At 70.8% G+C, this 23,889-nt stretch carries 20 protein-coding genes; 16 read left to right on the top strand and 4 right to left on the bottom strand.

The genetic code is table 11. The features are described from left to right. Nucleotides 1-9 precede the first annotated feature (9 nt). Nucleotides 10-588 carry a TetR/AcrR family transcriptional regulator gene (locus tag ACIRRY_RS31195; protein ID WP_403979044.1) on the bottom strand — a complete coding sequence of 193 codons (579 nt, stop codon included), beginning with the start codon at nucleotides 586-588 and terminating at the stop codon, nucleotides 10-12. Nucleotides 589-721: 133 nt separating this feature from the next. Between ACIRRY_RS31195 and ACIRRY_RS31190 the strand changes: the two genes are divergently transcribed. From ACIRRY_RS31190 to gatB, 6 genes are all read left to right on the top strand, one after another. Beyond that, nucleotides 722-1,093: a DUF4267 domain-containing protein gene (locus tag ACIRRY_RS31190; RefSeq protein ID WP_403979042.1), complete on the top strand. Its 372-nt coding sequence runs from the start codon at nucleotides 722-724 to the stop codon at nucleotides 1,091-1,093. A gap of 46 nt (nucleotides 1,094-1,139) precedes the next feature. Then, nucleotides 1,140-1,631, top strand: a complete 492-nt coding sequence (locus tag ACIRRY_RS31185; protein ID WP_403979040.1) for a cupin domain-containing protein — start codon at nucleotides 1,140-1,142, stop codon at nucleotides 1,629-1,631. Nucleotides 1,632-1,726: 95 nt separating this feature from the next. After that, the gene (gene gatC / locus ACIRRY_RS31180) at nucleotides 1,727-2,023 is read left to right on the top strand and encodes an Asp-tRNA(Asn)/Glu-tRNA(Gln) amidotransferase subunit GatC (protein ID WP_007384860.1); all 297 of its coding nucleotides are present in this window, start codon (nucleotides 1,727-1,729) and stop codon (nucleotides 2,021-2,023) included. A gap of 5 nt (nucleotides 2,024-2,028) precedes the next feature. Further along, on the top strand, nucleotides 2,029-3,531 hold the full coding sequence (gene gatA, locus ACIRRY_RS31175) for an Asp-tRNA(Asn)/Glu-tRNA(Gln) amidotransferase subunit GatA (RefSeq protein WP_403979038.1): 1,503 nt from the start codon (nucleotides 2,029-2,031) through the stop codon (nucleotides 3,529-3,531). Further along, complete coding sequence (locus tag ACIRRY_RS31170; protein WP_019068646.1) at nucleotides 3,528-3,770, top strand: hypothetical protein; 243 nt, start codon at nucleotides 3,528-3,530, stop codon at nucleotides 3,768-3,770. The genes gatA and ACIRRY_RS31170 overlap by 4 nt, the downstream gene beginning before the upstream one ends. 15 nt (nucleotides 3,771-3,785) lie before the next feature. Beyond that, entirely contained in the window at nucleotides 3,786-5,300 is a 1,515-nt protein-coding gene (gatB, locus tag ACIRRY_RS31165; RefSeq protein ID WP_403979035.1) for an Asp-tRNA(Asn)/Glu-tRNA(Gln) amidotransferase subunit GatB, read from the top strand. A 73-nt stretch (nucleotides 5,301-5,373) separates the two neighbouring features. Here gatB and ACIRRY_RS31160 read toward each other — a convergent pair whose 3' ends face one another. Next, nucleotides 5,374-6,156: an SAM-dependent methyltransferase gene (locus tag ACIRRY_RS31160; RefSeq protein WP_403979032.1), complete on the bottom strand. Its 783-nt coding sequence runs from the start codon at nucleotides 6,154-6,156 to the stop codon at nucleotides 5,374-5,376. A gap of 117 nt (nucleotides 6,157-6,273) precedes the next feature. Between ACIRRY_RS31160 and ACIRRY_RS31155 the strand changes: the two genes are divergently transcribed. From ACIRRY_RS31155 to ACIRRY_RS31125, 7 genes are all read left to right on the top strand, one after another. Then, nucleotides 6,274-6,585, top strand: a complete 312-nt coding sequence (locus ACIRRY_RS31155) for a hypothetical protein (protein WP_403979030.1) — start codon at nucleotides 6,274-6,276, stop codon at nucleotides 6,583-6,585. A gap of 206 nt (nucleotides 6,586-6,791) precedes the next feature. Continuing rightward, nucleotides 6,792-9,035, top strand: coding sequence for an MMPL family transporter (locus ACIRRY_RS31150; protein WP_403979027.1), 2,244 nt, complete (start codon nucleotides 6,792-6,794; stop codon nucleotides 9,033-9,035). Continuing rightward, entirely contained in the window at nucleotides 9,013-9,591 is a 579-nt protein-coding gene (locus ACIRRY_RS31145) for a GNAT family N-acetyltransferase (RefSeq protein WP_403979024.1), read from the top strand. Before ACIRRY_RS31150 ends, ACIRRY_RS31145 begins: the two co-directional genes overlap by 23 nt. A gap of 35 nt (nucleotides 9,592-9,626) precedes the next feature. Continuing rightward, entirely contained in the window at nucleotides 9,627-10,283 is a 657-nt protein-coding gene (locus ACIRRY_RS31140) for a hypothetical protein (RefSeq protein WP_403979021.1), read from the top strand. 197 nt (nucleotides 10,284-10,480) lie between these two features. Further along, nucleotides 10,481-10,666 carry a hypothetical protein gene (locus ACIRRY_RS31135; protein ID WP_403979018.1) on the top strand — a complete coding sequence of 62 codons (186 nt, stop codon included), beginning with the start codon at nucleotides 10,481-10,483 and terminating at the stop codon, nucleotides 10,664-10,666. Nucleotides 10,667-11,055: 389 nt separating this feature from the next. After that, complete coding sequence (locus ACIRRY_RS31130; RefSeq protein ID WP_403979090.1) at nucleotides 11,056-14,118, top strand: AAA family ATPase; 3,063 nt, start codon at nucleotides 11,056-11,058, stop codon at nucleotides 14,116-14,118. Nucleotides 14,119-14,163: 45 nt separating this feature from the next. After that, on the top strand, nucleotides 14,164-14,529 hold the full coding sequence (locus ACIRRY_RS31125; RefSeq protein WP_403979088.1) for a DUF6191 domain-containing protein: 366 nt from the start codon (nucleotides 14,164-14,166) through the stop codon (nucleotides 14,527-14,529). Here the strand turns inward: ACIRRY_RS31125 and ACIRRY_RS31120 are convergent. Together ACIRRY_RS31120 and ACIRRY_RS31115 are read right to left on the bottom strand one after the other, a co-directional pair. Continuing rightward, nucleotides 14,486-15,643, bottom strand: coding sequence for a PQQ-dependent sugar dehydrogenase (locus ACIRRY_RS31120; RefSeq protein WP_403979085.1), 1,158 nt, complete (start codon nucleotides 15,641-15,643; stop codon nucleotides 14,486-14,488). The genes ACIRRY_RS31125 and ACIRRY_RS31120 overlap by 44 nt on opposite strands. 703 nt (nucleotides 15,644-16,346) lie before the next feature. Next, a complete protein-coding gene (locus tag ACIRRY_RS31115) occupies nucleotides 16,347-17,345 on the bottom strand; it encodes an aldo/keto reductase (protein ID WP_403979015.1) in 999 nt (332 codons plus the stop codon). A 76-nt stretch (nucleotides 17,346-17,421) separates the two neighbouring features. On the opposite strand from ACIRRY_RS31115, the gene ACIRRY_RS31110 reads away from it, so the two are divergent. The 3 genes from ACIRRY_RS31110 to ACIRRY_RS31100 all read left to right on the top strand — a co-directional run bounded on the left by ACIRRY_RS31110 (nucleotide 17,422) and on the right by ACIRRY_RS31100 (nucleotide 23,885). Continuing rightward, entirely contained in the window at nucleotides 17,422-18,369 is a 948-nt protein-coding gene (locus tag ACIRRY_RS31110) for a 2-hydroxyacid dehydrogenase (RefSeq protein ID WP_403979012.1), read from the top strand. A gap of 446 nt (nucleotides 18,370-18,815) precedes the next feature. Further along, nucleotides 18,816-21,794, top strand: a complete 2,979-nt coding sequence (locus ACIRRY_RS31105) for a putative bifunctional diguanylate cyclase/phosphodiesterase (protein WP_403979010.1) — start codon at nucleotides 18,816-18,818, stop codon at nucleotides 21,792-21,794. Nucleotides 21,795-22,031: 237 nt separating this feature from the next. Continuing rightward, nucleotides 22,032-23,885: an acetolactate synthase large subunit gene (locus tag ACIRRY_RS31100; RefSeq protein WP_403979008.1), complete on the top strand. Its 1,854-nt coding sequence runs from the start codon at nucleotides 22,032-22,034 to the stop codon at nucleotides 23,883-23,885. Nucleotides 23,886-23,889 lie beyond the last annotated feature (4 nt).

The raw sequence follows: 23,889 nt of genomic DNA, 5'->3' as shown, positions 1-23,889 counted from the left end.
GAAATCACCTCACCCTGCTGCGAAGTGGGCGATCAACAGCTCCAGGCGCTGCTCATGGGCCCCCTCGGGTAGCCGTCCGCTGCGCATCAATGTCACCAAGCCGTGCAGGCCGGCCCAGTACGTCTCCGTAAGCAGGCCGGGGTCTTCGCCCTTCGCCGCGATCGGCTCGACGGCCTGGAGGATCTCACCGAAGGCCGCCTGGAGAGGGGCCGGTGCCTCCGGGGTCGCGAACGGTAGGTCCACCATGTGGGTGAACATCGCGTCGTAGAGGGCGGGGCGGCGGCGTCCGAACGACGTGTATGTCTCGCCCACCGCGGTCAGCGCCCCCCGTGTGTCCTTCGCGGCCAGCCGTGCCGTGCGCATCTCGGCCGCGATCTCCGCGCAGCCCTCCACCGCGACCGCCGCCATGATGGCGCCCTTGTCCTTGAAGTGGCTGTAGAGCACGGGCTGGCTGTACTCGATCTCGGCGGCCAGTCGCCGTGTGGTCACCGCGTCCCAGCCCTCCGTCTCGGCCAGTTCCCGTGCGGCCGAGACGATCAGCCGCTCCCGGTCCGCCCGCTCGCGCTCCCGGCGCGTCTGAATCGTCATGCCCGGAATTCTAGCATCGCTAGCCTTCCTGTCGTCGCTCTGCTAGCTTCGCTCTTGTTGCTAGCGATGCTAGAAAGCAAGGCGAAGCAACGAGACCAGGCAACGACATGAAGCGAAGACGAGGAGAAGTGACGTGACCATCACCGCGTACACCCTGGCGATCCTGCTGGACCTGTTCTGCCTGTTCCTCGGGTACCGGTTCCTGTTCCGGCCCGGCCCCGCCGCCACCGGCTACGGCGTACCGGCCGACCCCGCCGGCGACGCCCGCGCCTACCTCGCGATCAAGGGCTCCAGGGACGGCACGCTCGGTCTGATCGGGCTGGCTCTGCTGGCCTTCGCCGGGGCCCATGCCGAGGCCTGGTTCATGCTCTGCGTGGCTGTCATACCGTTCGGCGACACCCTGATCGTGCTGCGGAACGGTGGTGCGAAGGCCGTGGCCTTCGGGATCCACTTCGCCACCGCGATCGTTGTACTGATCAGTGCCGTTCTGCTTTTCCTCGTCTGATCCCTGTCTGATCCTCAGCTCGATCCTTGCCCGGAGGGGGCCGGAAATGTCGTTGCTCGTACCGAAGTTCGACGAGTCCGTGATCGTCCGTGATGCCGAGGCCGAGGTCGTCGGCCGTGCGCCCACCACCGTCAAGCTGCTGGCGGACAGCAGTGCGACCGGCGGTGCGCTGTCCACCCAGCGCGTCACCCTCACCGGGGGAGCCGACGGTGCGAAACCGCACTGGCACGACAACTCCGCGGAGATGTTCTTCCTGCTCGACGGCGCCGCCGAGATCCTCTCCGGCGACCAGGTCGTCACCGCCGGACCCGGTGACCTCGTCGTCGTCCCGCCCGGCCTGCCGCACGCCTTCGCCGCCGCACCGGGTGCCGACGCCGACCTCCTCATCGTCATCACGCCCGGCGTCGAACGCTTCGCGTACTTCCGCCACCTCCAGCGCATCGCCCTCGGTGAGGTCGGCCCGGAGAGCCTCCTGGCGGTCCAGGAGCTGTACGACAACCACTTCACGAAGAGCGCGGTCTGGGACACGCGAGCCTGAGGACCGGGGCCCCGGCGAAACCGTTTAACGGCTGAGGCCCCCCGCCCCATAGGATTGGCGCCAAACCACACACACTCACCCCAGAGGAACGCCGCATGCCTGGCATCACGCGCGAGGAGGTCGCCCACCTCGCCCGGCTGGCGCGTCTGGAGCTGAAGCCCGAAGAGCTCGAGCACTTCGCGGGACAGCTGGACGACATCATCGGCGCGGTCGCCCGCGTCAGCGAGGTCGCCGACCAAGACGTACCGCCGACCTCCCACCCGCTGCCGCTGACGAACGTCATGCGCGCGGACGAGGTCCGTCCCTCGCTCACCCCCGAGCAGGCGCTCTCCGGCGCCCCGGCCCAGGAGCAGCAGCGTTTCAAGGTGCCGCAGATCCTGGGGGAGGACTAATCACCATGACGGACCACAGCAGCATCATCCGGCTCACCGCCGCCGAGACCGCCGCGAACATCGCGTCCGGCGTCCTCACGGCCGTGGAGGTCACCGAGGCCCACCTCGCCCGGATCGAGGAGGTCGACGCGAAGGTGCACGCCTTCCTGCACGTCGACCGCGAGGGCGCCCTCGCGCAGGCCCGTGCCGTCGACGCGAAGCGGGCCAGGGGCGAGCAGCTCGGCCCCCTCGCCGGCGTACCGCTCGCGCTCAAGGACATCTTCACCACCGAGGGCATTCCGACCACGGTCGGCTCGAAGATCCTCGAAGGCTGGATCCCGCCGTACGACGCGACCGTCACCAAGCGGCTGAAGGCCGCCGACGTCGTCATCCTCGGCAAGACCAACATGGACGAGTTCGCCATGGGGTCCTCCACCGAGAACAGCGCGTACGGCCCGACCGGCAACCCGTGGGACCTCACCAAGATCCCCGGCGGTTCCGGCGGCGGTTCCTCCGCCGCGCTCGCCTCCTTCCAGGCGCCCCTCGCGATCGGCACCGACACCGGCGGGTCCATCCGCCAGCCGGCCGCCGTCACCGGCACGGTCGGCGTCAAGCCGACGTACGGCGCGGTCTCCCGCTACGGCATGGTCGCCTTCTCCTCCTCCCTCGACCAGGGCGGGCCCTGCGCCCGTACGGTCCTGGACGCGGCGCTGCTGCACGAGGTCATCGCCGGACACGACCCGCTGGACTCGACCTCGATCGACGCCCCGGTCCCGCCGGTCGTCGAGGCCGCCCGCAACGGCAGCGTGGCGGGCATGCGCGTCGGCGTCGTCAAGCAGTTCCGCGGCGAGGGCTACCAGGCCGGTGTCATCCAGCGCTTCGACGAGGCCGTAGAGGTTCTCAAGGAACTGGGCGCCGAGATCGTCGAGTTGGACTGTCCGTCCTTCGACCTCGCCCTGTCGGCGTACTACCTGATCGCGCCCTCCGAGTGCTCCTCCAACCTCGCCCGCTTCGACGGCCTGCGCTACGGCCTCCGCAGCGGCGACGACGGCACCCACTCGGCCGAAGAGGTCACCTCGATCACCCGTGAGGCGGGCTTCGGCCCCGAGGTGAAGCGCCGCATCATGCTCGGGACGTACGCGCTCAGCTCCGGCTACTACGACGCGTACTACGGCAGCGCCCAGAAGGTCCGGACGCTCATCACCCGCGACTTCGAGAAGTCGTTCGAGAGCGTCGACGTGATCGTGTCGCCGACGACGCCGACCACCGCCTTCCCGATCGGCGAGCGTGCCGACGACCCGATGGCGATGTACCTCGCGGACCTGTGCACCATCCCGACCAACCTGGCGGGCAACTCGGCCATGTCGCTGCCCTGCGGTCTCGCGCCGGAGGACGGCCTGCCGGTCGGGCTGCAGATCATCGCGCCGGCGCTGAAGGACGACCGTCTTTACAAGGTCGGCGCCGCCGTAGAGGCCGCCTTCGTGGAAAAGTGGGGCCACCCGCTGCTTGAGGAGGCACCGTCGCTGTGAGCAACGCACTGTCGAAGGCCAAGGGCTTCAAGAAGTCCAAGTCCGGCACGTATGTGTCCATCGCCACCACCGCGTTCGGCGCGCTGGGTGTCGCCAAGCAGATCAAGAAGGCGCGCACCGAGCACGACACGCTCCGTCTGATCGACGCCACGGTCTCCGCCGTCGCGATCGTCACCGGCCTCGCCATCCTGTACCGCGAGCTGAAGCGGCTGGGCGACGACGACGTCCTGCTGGGCTGAGAGGGAAAGTTCACCGTGACCACCACGACCGACCTGGAGTCGTACGAGGACGCTCTCGCGTCGTACGACCCCGTCATGGGCCTTGAGGTCCATGTCGAACTCGGCACCAGGACCAAGATGTTCTGCGGCTGTTCGACCGAACTGGGCGCCGAGCCCAACTCGCAGACCTGTCCGACCTGCCTCGGCATGCCCGGCGCGCTCCCGGTCGTCAACGCGATCGGCGTCGAGTCCGCCATCAAGATCGGCCTCGCGCTGAACTGCGAGATCGCCGAGTGGTGCCGCTTCGCCCGGAAGAACTACTTCTATCCGGACATGCCGAAGAACTTCCAGACCTCCCAGTACGACGAGCCGATCGCCTTCAACGGCTATCTGGACGTCCAGCTGGAGGACGGCGAGACCTTCCGGGTGCAGATCGAGCGCGCCCACATGGAGGAGGACACCGGCAAGTCGCTGCACGTCGGCGGCGCGACGGGCCGTATCCACGGCGCCTCGCACTCGCTGCTCGACTACAACCGCGCCGGCATCCCGCTCATCGAGATCGTCACCAAGCCGATCGAAGGCGCCGGTGAGCGCGCTCCCGAGGTCGCCAAGGCCTACGTCGCGGAGCTGCGCGAGCTGATCCGGGCGCTCGGTGTGTCCGAGGCGCGCATGGAGCAGGGGCAGATGCGCTGCGACGTCAACCTGTCGCTGCGCCCGCACGGCCGCGAGAAGTTCGGCACCCGCAGCGAGACGAAGAACGTCAACTCGCTGCGCTCCGTGGAGCGTGCCGCCCGCTACGAGATCCAGCGCCACGCCGCGGTGCTGAACTCCGGCGGCACGATCATCCAGGAGACCCGCCACTTCCACGAGGACACCGGGTCGACGACCTCGGGCCGTGTGAAGGAGGAGGCGGAGGACTACCGGTACTTCCCCGAGCCGGACCTGGTGCCGGTGGCCCCCTCGCGCGAGTGGGTCGAGGAGATCCGAACCGGGCTGCCCGAGCAGCCGCTGGCCCGCCGCAACCGGCTGCGCGAGGAGTGGGGGATCAGCGCGTTCGACATGCAGTCGATCCTCAACGCCGGTGCCATCGACTCCATCGTCGCGACGATCGACGCCGGTGCCGACTCGACCTCCGCGCGCAAGTGGTGGATGGGCGAACTGGCGCGCAGCGCCAACGAGTCGGGCACCTCGATCGACGAGCTGCCCATCACGCCGGCGCAGGTCGCCCGGGTCACCGCGCTGGTCAACTCCGGCGACCTGAACGACAAACTGGCCCGCCAGGTCATCGAAGGCGTCCTCGCCGGCGAGGGCACCCCGGACGAGGTCGTCGACAAGCGAGGCCTGAAGGTCGTCTCCGACGACGGCGCCCTCACCACCGCCGTCCAGGAGGCCATCGCCGGCAACCCGGGCATCGCCGACAAGATCCGCGGCGGCAAGGTCGCGGCGGCCGGCGCCCTGGTCGGCGCGGTCATGAAGGCCACCCGCGGCCAGGCCGACGCGGCCCGCGTCAAGGAGCTCATCCTGGAGCAACTGGGCGTCAGCGAAGGCTGAGCCAGTACGCCGCGAACGGCCCCGGAGACACGGTCTCCGGGGCCGTTCCCGTTGAGGATCTGCCGGACAGGCCCTACGTCCTGCGGCCCACGACCCGGGCGAAGCCGAGGAGTCGGCCCTGGTCGGCCGTCACCAGCTCCACCGACTCACGGGCCATCCGCGCCATCCAGTCGTAGGGACTCTCCTCGGCGCACACCTCGCTCCACAGCAGCCAGTCCTTCCAGCCGTCGGGCTGCCAGTCGGCGGCCTCGACCTCCACGGTCCCGCCGCGCGTCCAGTGGCGGCGCCACCAGGCGGGGGTGTGGAAGGCCCAGAAGCCGGGATCCCAGAAGGGCTTCAGGTGCTCCGGCGGTTCGTCGCCGGACAGTTCCTCCTTGAGGGCGGGAACGACGATCCCGATCCGGCCGCCCGGCTTCAACAGCCGTGTCAGCGTGGGCAGATAGAGGTCGGCGGTGCCGAAGTACTGGTACGCGTCGATCGACACGATCGCGTCGAACGTGCCCTCCGCGAAGGGCAGATCGTGTGCCTCCACGTGCAGCGGCAGCACGCGGTCCGCGACGCCCGCCTCGGCGATCCGTACGGCGTTCTCGTCGGGCTTCACCCACAGGTCGGCGGCGGTGACCTGGACGCCGTACTCCTTGGCGAGGAAGACGGAGGTCATGGCGCGGCCGCAGCCCAGGTCGAGCACGCGCGCGCCGGGGCGCAGCGCGTCGAGGCCGAGGGCGGGAGCCAGCCACTCCAGTAGCCACAAGGCGTGCGGGCCCATCTGGTTCTCGATGGTCCAGCGGACGTCGTAGGTGTTGCTGCGCGGGTAGTGGGGGTGGGTCAGGCGGTTGGTCAGGTCGGTGTCGGACATCGGTGAACGGGCTCCTCCGGTTCTGCGTAGCTTCCTGTGGGAGAGCAACGAGATTGTGGAGGACGTCGGTTGGCCGCGCACCAGGTTTCTCAGGCGGAGGCGCTACGCTCGCCCGCCATGGACGGACGCGGAGATGTTGAATCATCCGGGTTGTCCGAATCGGACGACTTCGGCGACTTGGCACTGGACGCGCGGCGGGCCCGCTGGACGGCGGTCCTGACCGGCGCCGTGCTGGCCCTCGCCGGGGTGGCCGCGGCGGCGCTGAGAGCCACCGGCTCCGCACCGGTGCTCGTCCCGGCCGCGTATGCGGTGGGTGCGGCGCTGTGTGCGCTCGCCGCGGTCCTCGGGGCCAGGGGCCGTACCAGACGGGCGCTTTGGCTGTTGGTCGTCGGCGCGATGGTGATGGCGCTGGGGGACCAGTTCGACTGAGGCACCGGCCGGGGTGACAGAGTCGCCGTTACTGTCCTGTGATCTGGCTCCCACTCTCGTGAGGAAGCCCGCGAACGTCAGGAACGATCACTTTCGGCTGCGAGAGTGGGCCGCGTATCGCTCATGCGTTCTTTGCGGGCTGTTCATCCTTCGGACGATGTTTCCCGGTCAAAGATCCACAACTCGCCATCCCCGGGAGCACGTTCGTGGCAGCCCTTGCACGCTGGTGTGTTCGGCACCGCCTCGTCGCCGTCCTGCTGTGGCTCCTCGCGTTCGGCGGGGTCACCGCGGCCGCCGCCGTCACCGGCTCGGCGTACTCGAACGACTACGAGGCCCCCGGCACCGAATCGGGCCGCGCGACGCAGCTGCTCAAGGAGGGGTTCCCGGGTCTCGGCGGCGACAGCGACACCGTGGTCTGGCGCACCTCACCCGGTTCCGTCCGCGCCGCCGACGTCGAACAGACCATGACCGACGCCCTGGACAGGATCGCCGGCCTGCCCGGAGTCGCCTCCGTGGTCAGTCCCTACGACGGGCAGGGCACCGGCCGGATCAGCGCCGACGGGCGGACCGCGTACGCCACCGTCACCTTCGCGCACCAGGCCGAGGACATCGACAAGGCCGAGGCGCAGGCGGTCGTCCGCGCCGCCAAGTCCGCCGAGACGGACGGGCTCCAGGTCGAGTTGGGCGGCAGCGCCATCGCGCTCACCGAGGCGTCGAGCGGGCATACGGCCGAGATCGTCGGGGTCGCCGTCGCCGCCCTCGTGCTGTTCCTCGCCTTCGGGTCCCTCGCGGCCTCTCTACTGCCCATCGGCACCGCCCTGTTGAGCGTCGGTACCGCGTACGCGGCGATCGTGCTCCTGGGGCACGCGATGACCGTCGCCGACTTCGCGCCCATGCTCGGCATGCTGATCGGGCTCGGCGTCGGCATCGACTACGCGCTGTTCATCGTGACCAGACACCGACGCGGGCTGAAACGCGGACTGTCCGTCACGGAGGCGGTCACCAACGCGGTCGTCACCACCGGGCGCGCGGTCGTCTTCGCGGGCGCCACCGTGTGCATAGCCCTCCTGGGGATGCTGATCCTGCGGCTCGGCTTCCTCAACGGGGTCGCGATCGCCGCCTCGTTGACGGTGGTGCTCACCGTCGCGGCCTCCGTGACGCTCCTTCCGGCCCTGCTGTCCTTCATCGGCCCGCGCGCCCTCAGCCGCCGCGAACGCCGCCGGCTGGCCGAGCACGGGCCCCAGCCGGAACTGCCCACCGGCCTCGCCGCCCGCTGGTCCGCGTTCGTCGAGCGCCACCCCAAACTCCTCGGCACCCTCGCGCTGGTCGTCATCACCGTCCTCGCCCTGCCCACGTTCGCCCTCCACCTGGGGACCTCCGACCAGGGCAACGACCCCAAGTCGTCGACCACCCGCCAGGCCTACGACCTCCTCGCGGCCGGATTCGGACCCGGCGTCAACGGCCCTCTCACCCTCGTCACGAAGATCGACGGTGCCGAGGACAAGCTCACCCTCGACAACCTCGACGCCACGCTCCGCACCACCGAGGGCGTCGCCTCCGTGACCCCGGTGACCTACGACAGTGGCGGTTCCACCGGGTACTTCAGCGTCGTACCGGACTCGGCACCGCAGTCCCAGAGGACCAGCGACCTCGTCGACCGGCTGCGCACCGAGGTACTGCCCCGGGCCGAGACGGGCACCTCGCTCGACATCCATGTCGGCGGGGTGACGGCGAGCTACGACGACTTCGCGGACGTCATCGTCGGCAAGCTCCCGCTGTTCGTCGGGGTCGTCATCTCGCTCGGCTGTGTGCTGCTCCTGCTCGCCTTCCGGTCGATCGGCATACCGCTCAAGGCCGCCGCGATGAACGTCGCCGCAGTGGCCGCCGCCTTCGGGGTCGTCGTCGCGATCTTCCAGTGGGGCTGGGGGAGCGAGTTCCTGGGCCTCGGCCGGGCCGGGCCGATCGAACCCTTCCTCCCCGTGATCATGGTCTCGGTCCTCTTCGGGCTCTCGATGGACTACCAGGTCTTCCTGGTCAGCCGGATGTACGAGGAATGGCTGGAAACCGGCGACAACCGCCGGGCCGTCCGCGTCGGCCTGGCCGAGACCAGCCAGGTCATCAACTCGGCCGCCGTCATCATGATCTCGGTCTTCCTCGCCTTCGTGCTCAGCGGCGACCGCGTGATCGCCATGTTCGGCATCGCGCTCGCCGCCGCCGTCGCCCTGGACGCCTTCGTGCTGCGTACGCTCCTGGTGCCCGCCCTCATGCACCTGCTCGGCGGCGCCAACTGGTGGCTGCCGCGCGGCCTGGACCGCGTCCTGCCCCGCATCAGCATCGAGCCGCCCGAGTGCCGCGCCGCCCATGAGAGGCTGGCCGCCGCGACGGACGCCGAGGTGGCGGACGTCCTGGCGAAGGAGCGGGAGCAGGATGTACGCGATATCCCTGGGTGACGACGGGGCCGAACTGCGTCCCCTGGAGCCGTGGCACGCCGAGGAGTTCCTCGCGCATCTGGACCGCGGCCGGGAGTTCATCGGCCAGTACATCTCGTTCGGCTCCAAGGCGACGGACGTCGAGTCCACGCGGGAGATGCTCCAGCGCTACGCCGATCTGCGCGCCGCCGACAGCGCGTCCCTGCACGGCATCTGGCTGGCCGACGGCAGGCTCGTGGGCGGGGTCCTCTTCCTGAACTTCCACGCCGACCAGGGCAATTGCGAGGTCGGCTGCTGGCTGGAACCCGCCGCCGCCGGACACGGGTTGATCACGCGCGCGATACGGATCCTCATCGACTTCGCCGTCGAGCAGCGCGGCATCCACCGGGTCGAATGGCATGCGGCCGCGGGCAATGAGAAGAGCCTGAATGTTGCCCGCCGCATGGGCATGACCAGGGACGGGATCCTCCGCCAGTCACACCCCCACGGGGGCGTTCGGCACGACACAGAGGTGTGGTCGGTGCTCGCACCCGAGTGGCGCGAGGCACGCGCGCATGCCGCGCACGCCGATCTTTAAGGAACTTCTCAGAAACCACCCCTACCGTGCGCACCATGGGTACCAAGACTGTTGACGAGGCCGCGAACGAGGCCACCGAGGTGAAGAGCGACGCGGAGACCGTCGACGTCACCAAGACCGATGTGACGAAGACCGATGTCACCAAGACCGACGAGGAAGTGACCGAGCAGGAAACCGCGAACGCGGAGGCCACCGAGGCCGAGGCCGAGGTCGAAGCCGCCGAGGACGAGGACGACCTCTCCGAGGAGGAGTACGCGGCCGAGCTCGCGAAGCTCCGGCTGGAGGAGCCGGAAGGTTCCTCCGGTGTCGGCCAGGGTGCCGCCGCCGTGGTCTCCGCCGCGCTCGGCTTCATCTCGCTCTCCGGCGGCTGGATCGGCTCCGTCGCCGCCGCCCGCGAGACCCTCGTGGGCCAGCTCCACACCGCCTCCACGGCGAGCGTCGCCACCCAGATCAAGGAGGTCTACGGCGACGCGTGGCACACCACCGCGCTGTGGGCCGGCATCTTCGCGCTCGTGGGCGCGCTCGTGGGTGTCGCGGCCCTGGTCCGGCCCGCGTTCGGCGCGCCCGGCAAGCCGCAGGCCACCTGGATCAAGTCGGTCGCCTGGGCCGGCGTCGCGCTCGGCGTCGTAGGACTGCTCCTGGCCGTCCTCAAGTACACCGACGTGCTGCTCAGCCTGCCGTCCGCGACCTGATTCACCGCGGTTCATCAGGGGTCTTAGGGCCTCCGTAAGCACCTTACGGAGGCCCTAAGACCCCTTACGCATGTCTAAGGCCCGCCCGGCTCCGCAAGATGCGGAACTCTCCCGATGTGGCGGACCCCCCTGGGAGACGAAGGTTGAGGCATCGCAGAAAGCGAAGCCCGACAACCGCCTCCACCAAGGGACTTGAGATGTACGAGTACGAACTCCACCAGATCCGTTCCGCCGAACTCCGCCGCCAGGCCGCGAACGAGCGCCTGGCCCGCGAGGCCGTGCGCACCGCCCGCGCCGCCCGCCGCGAACAGGCCCGCCGGGCCGCCGAGGGCGAGGTGCATACCGAAGGCCCCCGCAGGCACCTGTTCGCCCGCGCGTCGTGACCACCCGGCGCCACCAGGACGACGACCGCACGGTGCCGGCCAGGCCGGACGGCGACCGTGCGGTGTCCGGCGGACAGGACGGTCGTGCGGTGTCTGCCGCGCCGGACGGTCCTGTGGCATCCGCCGCGCCAGACGGTCCTGTGGCCCCTGCTGGGCGGGGTGGTCGTGCGGTGTCCGCCGGACAGGACGGTCGTGTGGCATCCGCCGCGCCAGACGGTCCTGTGGCCCCTGCTCGGCAGGGTGGTCGTGCGGCGCTCGCCGGGCAGGACGGTCCTGTGGTGTCCGCTCGACAGGGTGGTCGTGCGGTGTCTGCCCGGCAGGACGGTGGGGCGGTCCCGGCCGTGGCCGTCCGGTGGAAAACCGGTGCCGTGTTGTCGGACCCGCGTGACATGCTCGGGGCCGTGGAGACCAGGTCCGTCAGTCCGGTCTTTGTCGGTCGCGCCGATGAACTGGACACGCTGAACGATGCGCTCGCCCGCGCCGCCGCGGGCGAGCCGCAGGCGTTACTGCTGGGCGGCGAGGCCGGCGTCGGCAAGACCCGGCTGGTCGAGGAGTTCGCCACCGCGGCCTGTCGGCAGGGCGCTGTCGTCGCGCTCGGCGGGTGTGTCGAAATCGGCGCGGACGGGCTGCCCTTCGCTCCCTTCTCCACCTCTCTGCGGGCCCTGCGCCGCGCGCTGCCCGCAGAGCTGTCCGTCGCGGCCGCCGGCCAGGAGGAGGAACTCGCCCGGCTGCTCCCCGAGTTGGCGGAGACACCCACCGGACGAGGAGCCGGCCGACATGACGAGGAGGGCATGGCCCGCCTCTTCGAACTCACCGCGCGCCTCCTGGAGCGCGTCGCCGCCGACCGCACGGTCGTCGTCGCCCTGGAGGACCTGCACTGGGCCGACGCCTCCACCCGCCACCTCCTCGCCTACCTCTTCCGCACCCTGCGCACCGGCCGCCTCCTCGTCCTCGCCACCTACCGCGCCGACGACCTCCACCGCCGCCACCCACTGCGCCCCCTGCTCGCCGAACTCGACCGGCTCCGCACCGTCCGCCGGATCGAACTCGGCCGCTTCAACCGGCAGGAAGTCGGCCGCCAGATCGCCGGCATCCACGCCGCCGAACCCGACCCCGCCCAGGTCGACGAGATCTTCGAACGCTCCGACGGCAACGCCTTCTTCGTCGAGGAACTCGCCGTAGCCGCCCACGACGGCTGCCGCAGCAACCTCACCGACTCCCTGCGCGACCTGCTCCTCGTCCGGGTCGAGTCACTGCCCGAGAGCGCCCAGCGGGTCGCCCGGATCGTCGCCGAGGGCGGGTCCACCGTCGAGTACCGGCTGCTCGCCGCCGTCGCCCGGCTCGCCGAGGACGACCTCATCGAGGCACTGCGGGCCGCCGTCGGTGCCAACATCCTCCAGGTCGCCCCCGGCGACGACGGCTACCGCTTCCGCCACTCCCTGGTCCGCGAGGCCGTCGGCGACGACCTGCTGCCCGGCGAGCGCTCCCGCCTCAACCGCCGCTACGCCGAGGCCCTGGAGGCCGACCCCACGCTCGTCCCCGCCGACCAGCGCGTCATGCGCCTGGCGAGCTACTGGTACCACGCCCACGACGCCGCCAAGGCCCTCCCCGCCGTCCTGGACGCCTCCGTCGCGGCCCGCGGCCGGCACGCCCACTCCGAGCAACTACGGCTCCTGGAGCGGGCGATGGAGCTCTGGGACACCGCCCCCGACGCCGTACGCGCCGGCCTGCGCCCCGTCGACTACACCGAGGTCTATCCGCCCTGTGGCTGCGACCCCGAGACCACTCCCCTGCGCTACCTAGACCTGATGGCAGAGGCCGCCGTCGCCGGACGGCTGAGCGGGGAGCGCGACCGCGCCCTGAAGATCACCAAGCGGGCACTGCACCTCCTGGAGGACGAGGGGGACCCCCTGCGGGCCGCCTGGTTCTGGGTGCAGCGCTCCGTCCTGATCCGGCACCAGGGCCGCGGCGACGGCTGGTCCGAACTGGCCGCCGCCCAGGAACTGGTCCGCGGACTGCCGCCCTCCGAAGTGCACGCGGAGGTACTCGCCAAGGTCGCCGGCTGGTCCATGGTCCATGAGCCGGGACCCGACGCCTATGTGGCCGCCGAGCGCGCGGTCGAGTACGCGCGGATGGTGGGCGCCCGCGAGATCGAGATGGACGCCCGCCTCACCCTGGCCGGCCTCATGGTCGCCTCAGGCGACGTCGAGGCGGGCATCGCCGAACTGGTCGAGGTCAACGAACGGACGGTCGCCGAAGGCATCTCCGCCGTCGCCGGCCGCAGCTATGTGAACCTCCCCTCCTCCCTCGAAACGATCGGCCGCTCCCGCGAGGCCGTGCCCATCCTGGAGACCGGGATCGCCTTCGCCAAGAAGTTCGGCCAGTTCGACAAGGAGGCCTGGATCTGGGGCAACCTCGCCGAATCCCTCTTCTCCCTGGGCCGTTGGGACGAGGCCGCCGAGGCCGCGACCAAGTCGGAGCGCGTGGACCAGAGCGCCAAACCCCGCGGCTTCCACGCCCGCATCCGCGCCGAACTCGCCCTCGCCCGAGGCGACCTGGTCGAGGCCCGACGCCAACTGGCCGCCGCCCGCGAGCACTTCGGCACCCATGACGTCGCCCCCCAGCACCATCTGCCCCTGGAGCGGATCGAACTCCAGGTCGCCACCGCCGAAGGCCGCCTCCTCGACAGCCGCGCCACTCTCGAACAGGTCCTGGACTCCGGCTTCCGCCCCGGCACCCACTTCGAGGCTTGGCCCCTGCTGGTCACCGCGGCCGTCGCCGAGACCCGGGCCGTCGGTCTGCCCATCGCCGACCCCGGCCGCCCCAAGGTTCTCGAACGCATCCGGGAGGCCGCCAAGCCGGTCCCCACCAACGTCCCCGTCTGGCAGGCGCACGAACGCTGGCTCCGCGCCGAGCTGCGGCACGCCGAGGGCCGCTCCACCCCGGCCGACTGGTCCGAGGCGGTCGCCGCCTTCGAATGCCTCGACCGCCCCTACGACCTCGCCCGCGTCCGGCACTGCCTGGCCGAGGCGCTGCTCTCCGACCCCGACGGGGGCGACGACGAGCGGGACCGCGCCACCGAACCGCTCCGGCTGGCCGCCGCCGTCGCCGAGCACCTCGGTGCCCGCCCGCTCACCGATGCCGTCGCGCTGCTCGCCCAGCGGGCCCGGCTGACGCTCACGAAGGTCCCGGCGCGGCGAGCGGTCCCCGCCGACCCCGTCGAGGCGCTCGGCCTCACCAGCCGTGAGCGGGACGTCCTGCGGCTGGTCTCCGCCGGCCGCACCAACCGGCAGATCGCCGAGGAACTCTTCATCTCCCCGAAGACCGCGAGCGTCCACGTCTCGAACATTCTGGGCAAGCTCGGTGTCTCCGGCCGGGGCGAGGCCGCGGCCGTGGCGCACCGGCTGGAGCTGTTCCCGCCCGACCCGCTCACCGTGCGCTCCGCGCGATGAGTCGTACGCTGTAGGGGACCGGCCAGGGGAGGCGCCGTGTTCAACATGTTCGAGGAGTTGTTCTCACCGGGCCGCAAGCACACCCAGGACGAGGCCAACCGGCTTGAGCTGACCAGGGTCGATGTCGCCGACGGCGACCCCGGGCGCGGGCCGATAGACCTGGAGTCCGGCAGGGTGGTCGTACGCTTGCCCGATCCCGATCCCGATCCCGATCCCGATCCCGATCCCGATCCCGATCCCGATCCCGATCCCGACCCCGACCCCGACCCCGACCCCGACCCCGACCCCGACCCCGACCCCGACCCCGACCCCGACCCCGACCCCGATCACCGCACGCCGGCGCACGATCCCTCCGCCGACCCGGCCGCTACGTCACCTGAAGCTCCAGAATCCGGTCGTCCCCCGACTTAGGCGTGCCCCGGCCGTCCGTGTTGCTGGTTATCAGCCACAGCTTGTCGCCGTCGGCCGACACCACGGTCCGCAACCGGCCGTACTCGCCGGTGAGGAAGGCCTGCGGGGCGGCGGACGCCTTCGTGCCGTCCAGCGGGATGCGCCACAGGCGCTGGCCCTTCAGCCCCGCCATCCATATGGAACCCTCGGCATAGGCGATGCCGCTGGGGGAGGCGTTGTCCGTGTGCCACTGGGCGATCGGGTTGTGGTACTCGGGATTGCTCCCCTTCCCCTCCGCGTCCGGCCAGCCGTAGTCGTCGCCCGGGGTGATCGCGTTCAGCTCGTCCCAGGTGTCCTGGCCGAACTCCGAGGCGAACATCCGCTGCTTGGAGTCCCAGGCGAGGCCCTGCACATTGCGGTGGCCGTAGGTGTACACCGGCGAGTTCGGGAACGGGTTGCCCGGCGCCGGGTCGCCTTCCGGGGTCAGCCGCAGGATCTTGCCGCCGAGGGACTTCTTGTCCTGCGCCAGTCCGCGCTGACCACTCTCGCCCGTGCCCGCGTACAGCATGCCGTCCGGGCCGAAGGCGATGCGGCCGCCGTTGTGGATGTAGCCCTTGGGGATGCCCTTGAAGACCGTGTCGGGAGCGCCCAGTTGCTCACCGGCGAGCTTCTTCTCGTCGTACAGGACGCGGACGATGCGGTTGTCCGAGGCCGAGGTGAAGTAGGCGTAGATCATGTGGTCCGAGGCGAAGTCCGGGGACAGCGCGATCCCGAGGAGCCCGCCCTCGCCGGCCGCGGAGACCCCGGACACCGTGCCCAACTCGGTCTTCGCGCCGGTCTTCTCCGCGATCCGGGTGATGGTGCCGTCGTCGCGCGAGGAGACCAGCAGATCCCCCTCGGGCAGCGGGGCGAGACCCCAGGGGGTCTTCAGCCCCTCGGTGACCGTGCGCAGCACCTTCACCGTGCCCTTGGCGGGCGGTGTCTCCTCGGCGGCCTGCGCGGAGGGCGAGGCCGCTCCTGTCGCCGTACCGCTGCTGCCGGACGACGCACTCGTGCCGTCGCCCGGAGATCCTCCCCCGTCCGAGGAGCACCCGGCCGTCAGCAGGAGTGCGGTCACGGCCAGGGCGGCCGACACGGCTCGACGTTGCACGATCGGGTCCTTTCGACGGGCGGGCACTCACCAGTGGGTACGGCGCCTTCTCACGGCGGGCTCACGACCGCACCCTCCGGCTGGTTCTACTTTTCATACACCGCTCACGCCATCCGAGTTCCCGATCACTCCGCACCGACGCACGATCGAGCCGTGGCTCGCGGAGCCGGGCCCGCTGCGGCTTTGCGGAACTTGGCCTGTCGTCGCCCTGCGGAGCCGAGCCCGCAGTTGCCCGCGAAGCCCAGCCCGCTGTCGTCTCGCGGAGCCAGGTCTTGTCATCACCTCGCGATACCCAGCCCGCTGCCAAGCCGTCTCGTGGCCCGAGGACCCCAGCGCCGCGGGCAACCCGGTCACCTCTGTCAGGCCCTCGGCCGTCAGGCGTGGCTCCGCTGGGCCCGAGTTCCGTCACTCGGCCCGTCGCAGCCCCGTAGAGCCGAGCCCGCCTTCGCCCCGCGAGGCCCAGCCTGCCGTCGCGCAGCGGAACCCACCCCGCCCACGAAGGCGCCCCCTCAATCCCAAGACCTCCGAGCCGCAGGGAACCCGGCCACCTCCGCCCGGCCCCCGCCGTCGGACGCAGCCCGGCCGCCCCCGGCGTTCTCCGCCGCCCAGCCCGCAGCCACCCCACAGAGCCGAGCCCGCCATCACCCTGCCCCCCCGAACCCCACCCCGCCCACGAGATGGCGCCCCCTCAATCCCAAGACCCCCGAGCCGCAGGCAACCCCGCCACCTCCGCCAGATCCTCCCCCGTCAGACGTAACCCCGACGCCCCCGCGTTCTCCCGCACCCACCGCTCCCGCTTCGTGCCGGGCACCGCCACCACATGCGCCCCCTGCGCCAGCACCCACGCCAGGGCGACCTGCGCCGGGGTCACCTCCGCGCCGTGGCGGCGGGCCACGCGGCGTAGGCCGGCCACGATCGGCTGGTTCGCGGCGGTCATTTCGGCGGTGAAGCGGGGGTGGCGGGCGCGGAGGTCGTCCGGTTCGAAGCCCTCGCCCGGGGTCAGGGTGCCGGTCAGGAAGCCGTTGCCGAGGGGCATCGCCGCGAGGAAGCCGACGCCGCGCGCCGCGCACCACGGGAGCAACGCGTCCAGGGCCTCCGGTGACCAGACCGACAGCTCGGCCTGGACCGCCGTCACCGGGAACACCTGTTGTACGCGCTGGAGTTGGCGGATCGTTCCGTCATGGAGCCGAGCGCCGGGGCGCCGCGCGGAGCGGGCGCCGACCGCGGAGATCCCCAACGCCCGTACTTTTCCGGCCTGTACGAGGTCCGCCATCGCACCCCACGTCTCCTCGACGGGGACCTCGGGGTCGGCGCGGTGCAGTTGGTAGAGGTCGATCACATCGGTCTGGAGGCGGCGCAGTGAGGCGTCGCACGCGCGTTTCACATAGCCGGGGCGGCCGTTGGCCACGATGTGCTGTTCGCCGACCAGCAGGCCGACCTTCGTCGACACGAACGCGTCCGCGCGCCGCTCCCTCAACACCCGCCCCAGCAACAGCTCGTTGGTGAACGGGCCGTACATGTCGGCGGTGTCCAGCAGCGTCGCACCCAGATCGAGCGCCCGGTGCACGGCCCTGACCGACTCGTCGCCCTGCCGTTGCGACCCGCTGTACGCCCAGTTCATCGGCATGCAGCCGAGCCCGACGGCCCCCATCGCGAGCGACCCCGCGCCGATCGTCCTGCGCTCCACCTGCTCGTGACCCTCCCTCTCCTGGCCCACAAACCTAACCTCTACGCGCGCGTGGCCCTGACATAGCCTCCTGACCATGACTGTTGACGTATGGCTCCCCATCCCGCCGGACGACATCGAGGGTCTCCCCGAAGGCCCCGACTACCTCTTCTGGGACGGAGGTGAGGACTTCCCCGCGGACCCGGCCGACTGTGCCTTCTACGTCGTGCCCTACATGAAGAGCAGCGAGACCGGCGTACGGCCGCTGCCGGCGATGGGCTCCGTGGAGGTCGTGCAGACGCTGTCGGCCGGTGTCGACCATGTGCAGCCGGGGCTCAAGTACCTGCGCCCCGGTGTGCGGTTGTGCAATGCGCGCGGGGTGCACGAGGCCAGCACCGGTGAGTTGGCGCTGACTCTGATTCTCGCCTCGCTGCGGGGCGTCCCCGACTTCGTGCGGGCGCAGGACAAGGGGGAGTGGCTCGGCGGGTTCCGGCCGGCCCTCGCCGACCGGTCCGTTCTCATCGTCGGCTACGGGTCCATCGGTTCCGCCATCGAGGACCGGCTCACTCCCTTCGAGCTCGCGCGGGTGGCGCGGGTGGCGCGCTCCGCGCGTACCACCGCGCGCGGGCCGGTGCATCCACTCGCCGAACTGCCCGCCCTGCTCCCGGATGCGGACGTCGTCGTCCTCTCCACGCCCCTCGACGGGACGACCCGGCACCTGGTCGACGCCGGGTTCCTGGCCCGGATGAAGGACGGTGCGCTGCTGGTCAACGTGGCCCGCGGTCCCGTCGTCGACACCGAGGCACTGCTCGCGGAGCTCCAAAGCGGCCGTATCACCGCCGCGTTGGACGTCACCGACCCCGAACCCCTGCCCCGGGGACACCCGTTGTGGCAGGCGCCCGGCGTGCTGATCAGTCCGCATGTCGGCGGGCCCACCTCGGCCTTCATGCCGCGCGCGAAGCGCCTGATTGCCGACCAGTTGGGACGATTCGTGAACCGGGAGCCGCTGCGCAACGTGATCCTTACGACGGGACCGACGGGGTAGTCGTAGCAGGGGCGCGATCCGCTTCCGGCACCCTCCGCAACCTTTCGGAAGCGGGGCGTGTGCGCATCCCTGCTGGTCGTTACGGAGCGTAGAGGAACTATGTCCCTGAGTGACGAGACTGGTGTATCGTCCCGGCAGGGGCTGCGCCGCGCACCGTTCGGCGCCGGGGATGGACATTTCAGACTGTGAGGGGGGCGACGGGCGATGCACGGCCTATGGACGAGCGATCCGACGCGGCGGGGCCGCCGACGGCGACCCTGGCGCGCCGCCGCGGGCAGACGCGGCCACCACGGCAATCACAGCGGTCACGGCAACCACGGCGGTCATGGTGGTCAGCACAGCCACCACGGTCATCATCACCGCAGGCCCAACAGCCGCCGCAGGCACGCCCATCCAGCGCCCCGGAGCCCGCGGGACCCGGGAGCGACGCGGACCGGGAGGGCCCGGTGAGTTCGCCACCGTCTCCGACGACCACCCTCAACGGGGCGCTCCGGGACCGGACTTCGCCGGGAGCGCGGCAGCCACGACCGCCGGGATCCGGCGGCGGATGGAGCCTGGTCCAGCAACTCGTCCTGGCCCTGGTCTGCGCGGGATACGCCGTCGGTTCCGCGCTCGACTGGGGTTCCGCCCAAGTCGCCCTGATCATGGGCGACTTCGGGCTCAGCGCGGCAGCCGGTACCGCCGCCGTCTCGTGTTTCCTCTACGCGCGAAGCCGTCGTATCCGCTTTCGACCCGCCTGGCTGCTGTTCTCGCTCTCCTCGGCGATGGCCGCGCTGGGCAACGGAGTCTGGGGGTGGTACGAGGTCGTGCTCCAACGGCCCGTGCCCAGCCCCAGTTTCGCCGATCTGTTCTTCCTCTGCTTCGCGCCGCCCGCCATCGTCGGGCTCCTGGTCCTCGCCAAACGGCCCGTCACCAAAGCCGGTTGGGTCTGTCTGGCGCTCGACGCCTGGCTGATCGGGGGCTCGCTGCTCACGCTGTCCTGGAGCCTCGCGCTGGCCCAGGCCGCCAGGTTCGACGGGCCGAGCGTGGCCCACACCGCGCTGTCGCTGGCGTACCCGCTGCTCGACATCGCCCTCGTCAGCATGGTGCTCGCGCTGCACTTCCGCAGCACCTCGGTCAACCGCACCGCCGTGAACACCGCGATCGGCGCGCTCGCCCTGACCGTCATGTGCGACGCCCTGTTCACCTCGCCGCTGCTCCACAACAACTACCACTCGGGCCAGTTGCTCGACGCGGGCTGGTTCGCCGGCTCCCTGCTCCTCGCGTACGCCCCGTGGGCCGCGCCCCGGCACACCCAGCCCGAGAGCGACGGTCACACGCGCGTGGTGCACGAGCACCGGCCCGGACAGCGGTCCGGCGTCCAGCCGCAGGCGTCCGCGCCGGGCGCCGACCAAGGGCGGTATCCGGTCACCCGCCCCATCTCCGGTTCGCTGGCCGCGCTCACCCCGTATCTCGCCGCCGCCGTCTGCACGTTGGGGATTCTCTACAACGTCCTCAACGGCCGCAGCCCCGACCGCGTGGTGCTCATCACCGCGGGCTGCGTGGTCCTCGCCCTCGTGGTGCGCCAGGGGATCATGCTGATCGACAACATCACCCTCACCCAGGAACTGGCCCAGAAGGAGAACCACTTCCGCTCCCTGGTGCAGGGCTCCAGCGACGTCATCATGATCGCCGCCCCGAACGGCATGCTCCGCTACGTCTCCCCGGCCGCCGCCGGTGTCTACGGCAAGGCCGCCGAGGAACTGGTCGGGACCGAACTGGCCTCGCTCATCCACCCGGAGGACCTGGGCTGTGTGGTGCACGAGGTGCGCCGCTTCCTCACCGCCAGCCCCTACGAGGAGTCCACCACCCGCATCGAGTGCCGCTTCCGGTCCGGCGACGACGGCTGGCTGAACGTCGAGTCGACGGTCAACCGCCACCACGGCGGCCTGATCTTCAACAGCCGGGACGTGACCGAACGCGTGCGCCTCCAGGCGCAGTTGCAGCACAACGCCGAGCACGACCCGCTCACCGACCTGCCCAACCGCGCGCTGTTCACCAAACGCGTCCAACAGGCCCTCTCCGGCCGCCGTTCCACCGACCGCGGCACGGCCGTCCTCTTCATCGACCTCGACGGCTTCAAGGCCGTCAACGACACCATCGGCCACCAGGCCGGTGACGAACTCCTCATCCAGGCCGCCCGCAGGCTCGACGGCGCGGTCCGGCACGGCGACACCGCCTCCCGGCTCGGCGGCGACGAGTTCGCGGCGCTGATCGTCGGCGACGGCACCCGGGACCGCGCGGCCCGCGAGCGGCACATCATGGAACTCGCCGACCGCCTGAGGATCACCCTGTCCCAGCCGTACCTCATCGACGGCAACGATGTCCGCGTCGCCGCCTCCATCGGCGTCTCCTTCGCCGAACCGGGCCTGGGCGCGGGGGAGTTGCTGCGCAACGCCGACCTCGCGATGTACCGCGCCAAGGGGGCGGGCAAGGGCCGGGTCGAGCTGTACGCCCCGCAGATGCAGCAGGACGTCGTACGGAAGGCGGAGCTCGCCACCCGGCTGCGGGCCGCGCTGCACGACGGCGAGTTCGCGCTGCTGCACCAGCCCGTGGTGTCGCTGGTGGACGGCCGGATCGCGTCGGTGTCCACGCAGGCGCGCTGGCGGTCCTCGCAGGGCGTGCTGTTCACGCCGGCCGAGTTCCTGCGAGTGGCCGAGGACAGCGACAAGACCGCCGAGCTGGGGCGCTGGATGCTGGAGGAGGCCGTGGAGCAGGCCGCCGAGCGCACCGCGACCGGGCTCGCCGTGTCCGTGGCCGTCCGGATGAGCGCGCGGCGGCTGCTGGACCGCTCGATGCCGCTCGGCTCGATCGAGGCCCTGCTGACCCGGCACGGGCTGCCGTCCGGTTCGCTGGTGATCGAGCTGTCCGACACCGACCCGAGGGTCTCCCTGGACGAGCTGGAGCGCCGGCTGACGGCCCTGCGGCGGCTCGGCGTCCGGATCGCCCTCGACGGCTTCGGCAGCGGCTACGCGGCCATCACGACGCTACGGCGGCTGCCCGTCGACGTACTGAAACTGGACCGCAGTCTGGTCGAGGGCGTCGTCGAGTCCGCGCGGCTGCACAAGATCACCAGCGGGCTGCTGCGGATCGCCTGCGATCTCGGGCTCCAGTCCGTGGCCGACGGGGTCGACCTGCCGGAACAGGTGGTCGCCCTGCGCGCGATGGGCTGCACGCACGGGCAGGGCATGGCCTTCTCCGCGCCGCTGGACGAGTACCGGCTGCGCCGGGCGCTGTCCCGCGGTCACTATCCGGTGCCGCACGGCCCGGCGGAGCCCGCGTTCGCGGGCGGCGCGCTGGGGGTGTACACCAGTGGTGTGCCCGCGGTTTTCGGGGGCGGAACGGCCCTGCGCTCACATAATGAGACTCCCGTCCCACCCACTTGACAGTCGGTGTGTGCCGGGGGGAGGGTCATTGCCATGCGCACCCGAATTCTCGTACTTGGAAAGCGCGTCGGCTGACGCTGGTGACCTCCGGACGGACCCGGAACTCCCAGCGACCGCACCCGGCGCGCTCCCCTCGCTTGCCTCACGGCACGAGGGGTTTTTTGTTGCACAGGAACCAGTCGTGCAGCAGCAGAAACCCGCACAAACCTCGCAAAAACCCTCAGCATCGAGAAGAGAATGACGATGACCGAGCAGGCCACCGGGGCCCATCCGCAGCCGCGGCCCCGATCCGGAGGACAGCCGTCCGCCCCCGAGCACGTCACGGGCGCGCAGTCCCTCATCCGCTCTCTCGAGGAAGTCGGGGCCGACACGGTATTCGGCATCCCCGGTGGTGCGATCCTTCCGGCGTACGACCCCCTGATGGACTCGACGCGGGTGCGTCACGTCCTGGTCCGGCACGAGCAGGGGGCGGGTCACGCGGCCACCGGCTACGCGCAGGCCACCGGCAAGGTCGGCGTCTGCATGGCGACCTCGGGCCCCGGCGCCACCAACCTGGTGACCCCGATCGCCGACGCGCACATGGACTCGGTGGCGCTCGTGGCGATCACCGGGCAGGTCGCGTCGAAGGCGATCGGCACGGACGCCTTCCAGGAGGCGGACATCGTCGGCATCACGATGCCGGTCACCAAGCACAACTTCCTGGTCACCAAGGCCGAGGACATCCCGCGCGTCATCGCGCAGGCCTTCCACATCGCCTCCACCGGCCGCCCCGGCCCGGTGCTGGTCGACATCGCGAAGGACGCCCTCCAGGCGAAGACCACCTTCTCCTGGCCGCCGGTCATGGACCTGCCCGGCTACCGCCCGGTGACCAAGCCGCACGCCAAGCAGATCCGCGAGGCCGCCAAGCTGATCACCGCCGCGAAGCGGCCCGTCCTCTACGTCGGCGGCGGCGTCCTCAAGGCCCACGCCACCGCCGAGCTGAAGGTCCTCGCAGAACTCACCGGAGCGCCCGTCACCACCACCCTGATGGCGCTCGGCGCATTCCCCGACAGTCACGAGCTGCACGTGGGAATGCCGGGCATGCACGGTGCGGTCACCGCCGTCACCGCGTTGCAGAAGGCCGACCTGATCGTCGCCCTCGGAGCCCGCTTCGACGACCGCGTCACCGGCAAGCTGGACAGCTTCGCGCCCTTCGCGAAGATCGTCCACGCCGACATCGACCCGGCCGAGATCGGCAAGAACCGCGCCGCCGACGTGCCGATCGTCGGTGACGCCCGCGAGGTCATCGCCGACCTGGTCCAGGCCGTGCAGAAGGAGCACAGCGAGGGCCACACCGGCGACTACAGCGCCTGGTGGAAGGACCTCAACCGCTGGCGCGAGACGTACCCGCTCGGCTACGAGCAGCCCGACAACGGCTCGCTCTCCCCGCAGCAGGTCATCGAGCGCGTCGGCCAACTCGCCCCGGAGGGAACGATCTTCGCGGCGGGCGTCGGCCAGCACCAGATGTGGGCCGCGCACTACATCCAGTACGAGAAGCCGGCGACCTGGCTCAACTCGGGCGGCGCGGGGACGATGGGCTACGCGGTCCCGGCCGCGATGGGCGCCAAGGCCGGCGCCCCGGACCGTACGGTCTGGGCGATCGACGGTGACGGCTGCTTCCAGATGACCAACCAGGAACTCACCACCTGCGCCCTGAACAACATCCCGATCAAGGTCGCCATCATCAACAACGGCGCTCTCGGCATGGTCCGCCAGTGGCAGACCCTGTTCTACAACCAGCGCTACTCCAACACCGTGCTGCACAGCGGCCCCGACGCGGACGGCAAGCAGCCCAGCGCCGGCACGCGCGTCCCCGACTTCGTCAAGTTGTCGGAGGCGATGGGCTGTTACGCGATCCGCTGCGAGTCCCCCGACGACCTCGACAAGGTCATCGAGGAGGCGAACTCGATCAACGACCGCCCCGTCGTGATCGACTTCATCGTCCACGAGGACGCCATGGTGTGGCCGATGGTCGCCGCCGGCACCTCGAACGACGAGGTCATGTTCGCCCGGGACGTCCGCCCCGACTTCGGCGACAACGAAGACGACTGAGCGA

The sequence above is a fragment of the Streptomyces sp. NPDC101776 genome, from assembly GCF_044766845.1.
Classification (GTDB): Bacteria; Actinomycetota; Actinomycetes; order Streptomycetales; family Streptomycetaceae; genus Streptomyces.
The sequence above is the reverse complement of the archived record's forward strand: the minus strand, read 5'-3'. Positions and strand labels throughout refer to the sequence as shown.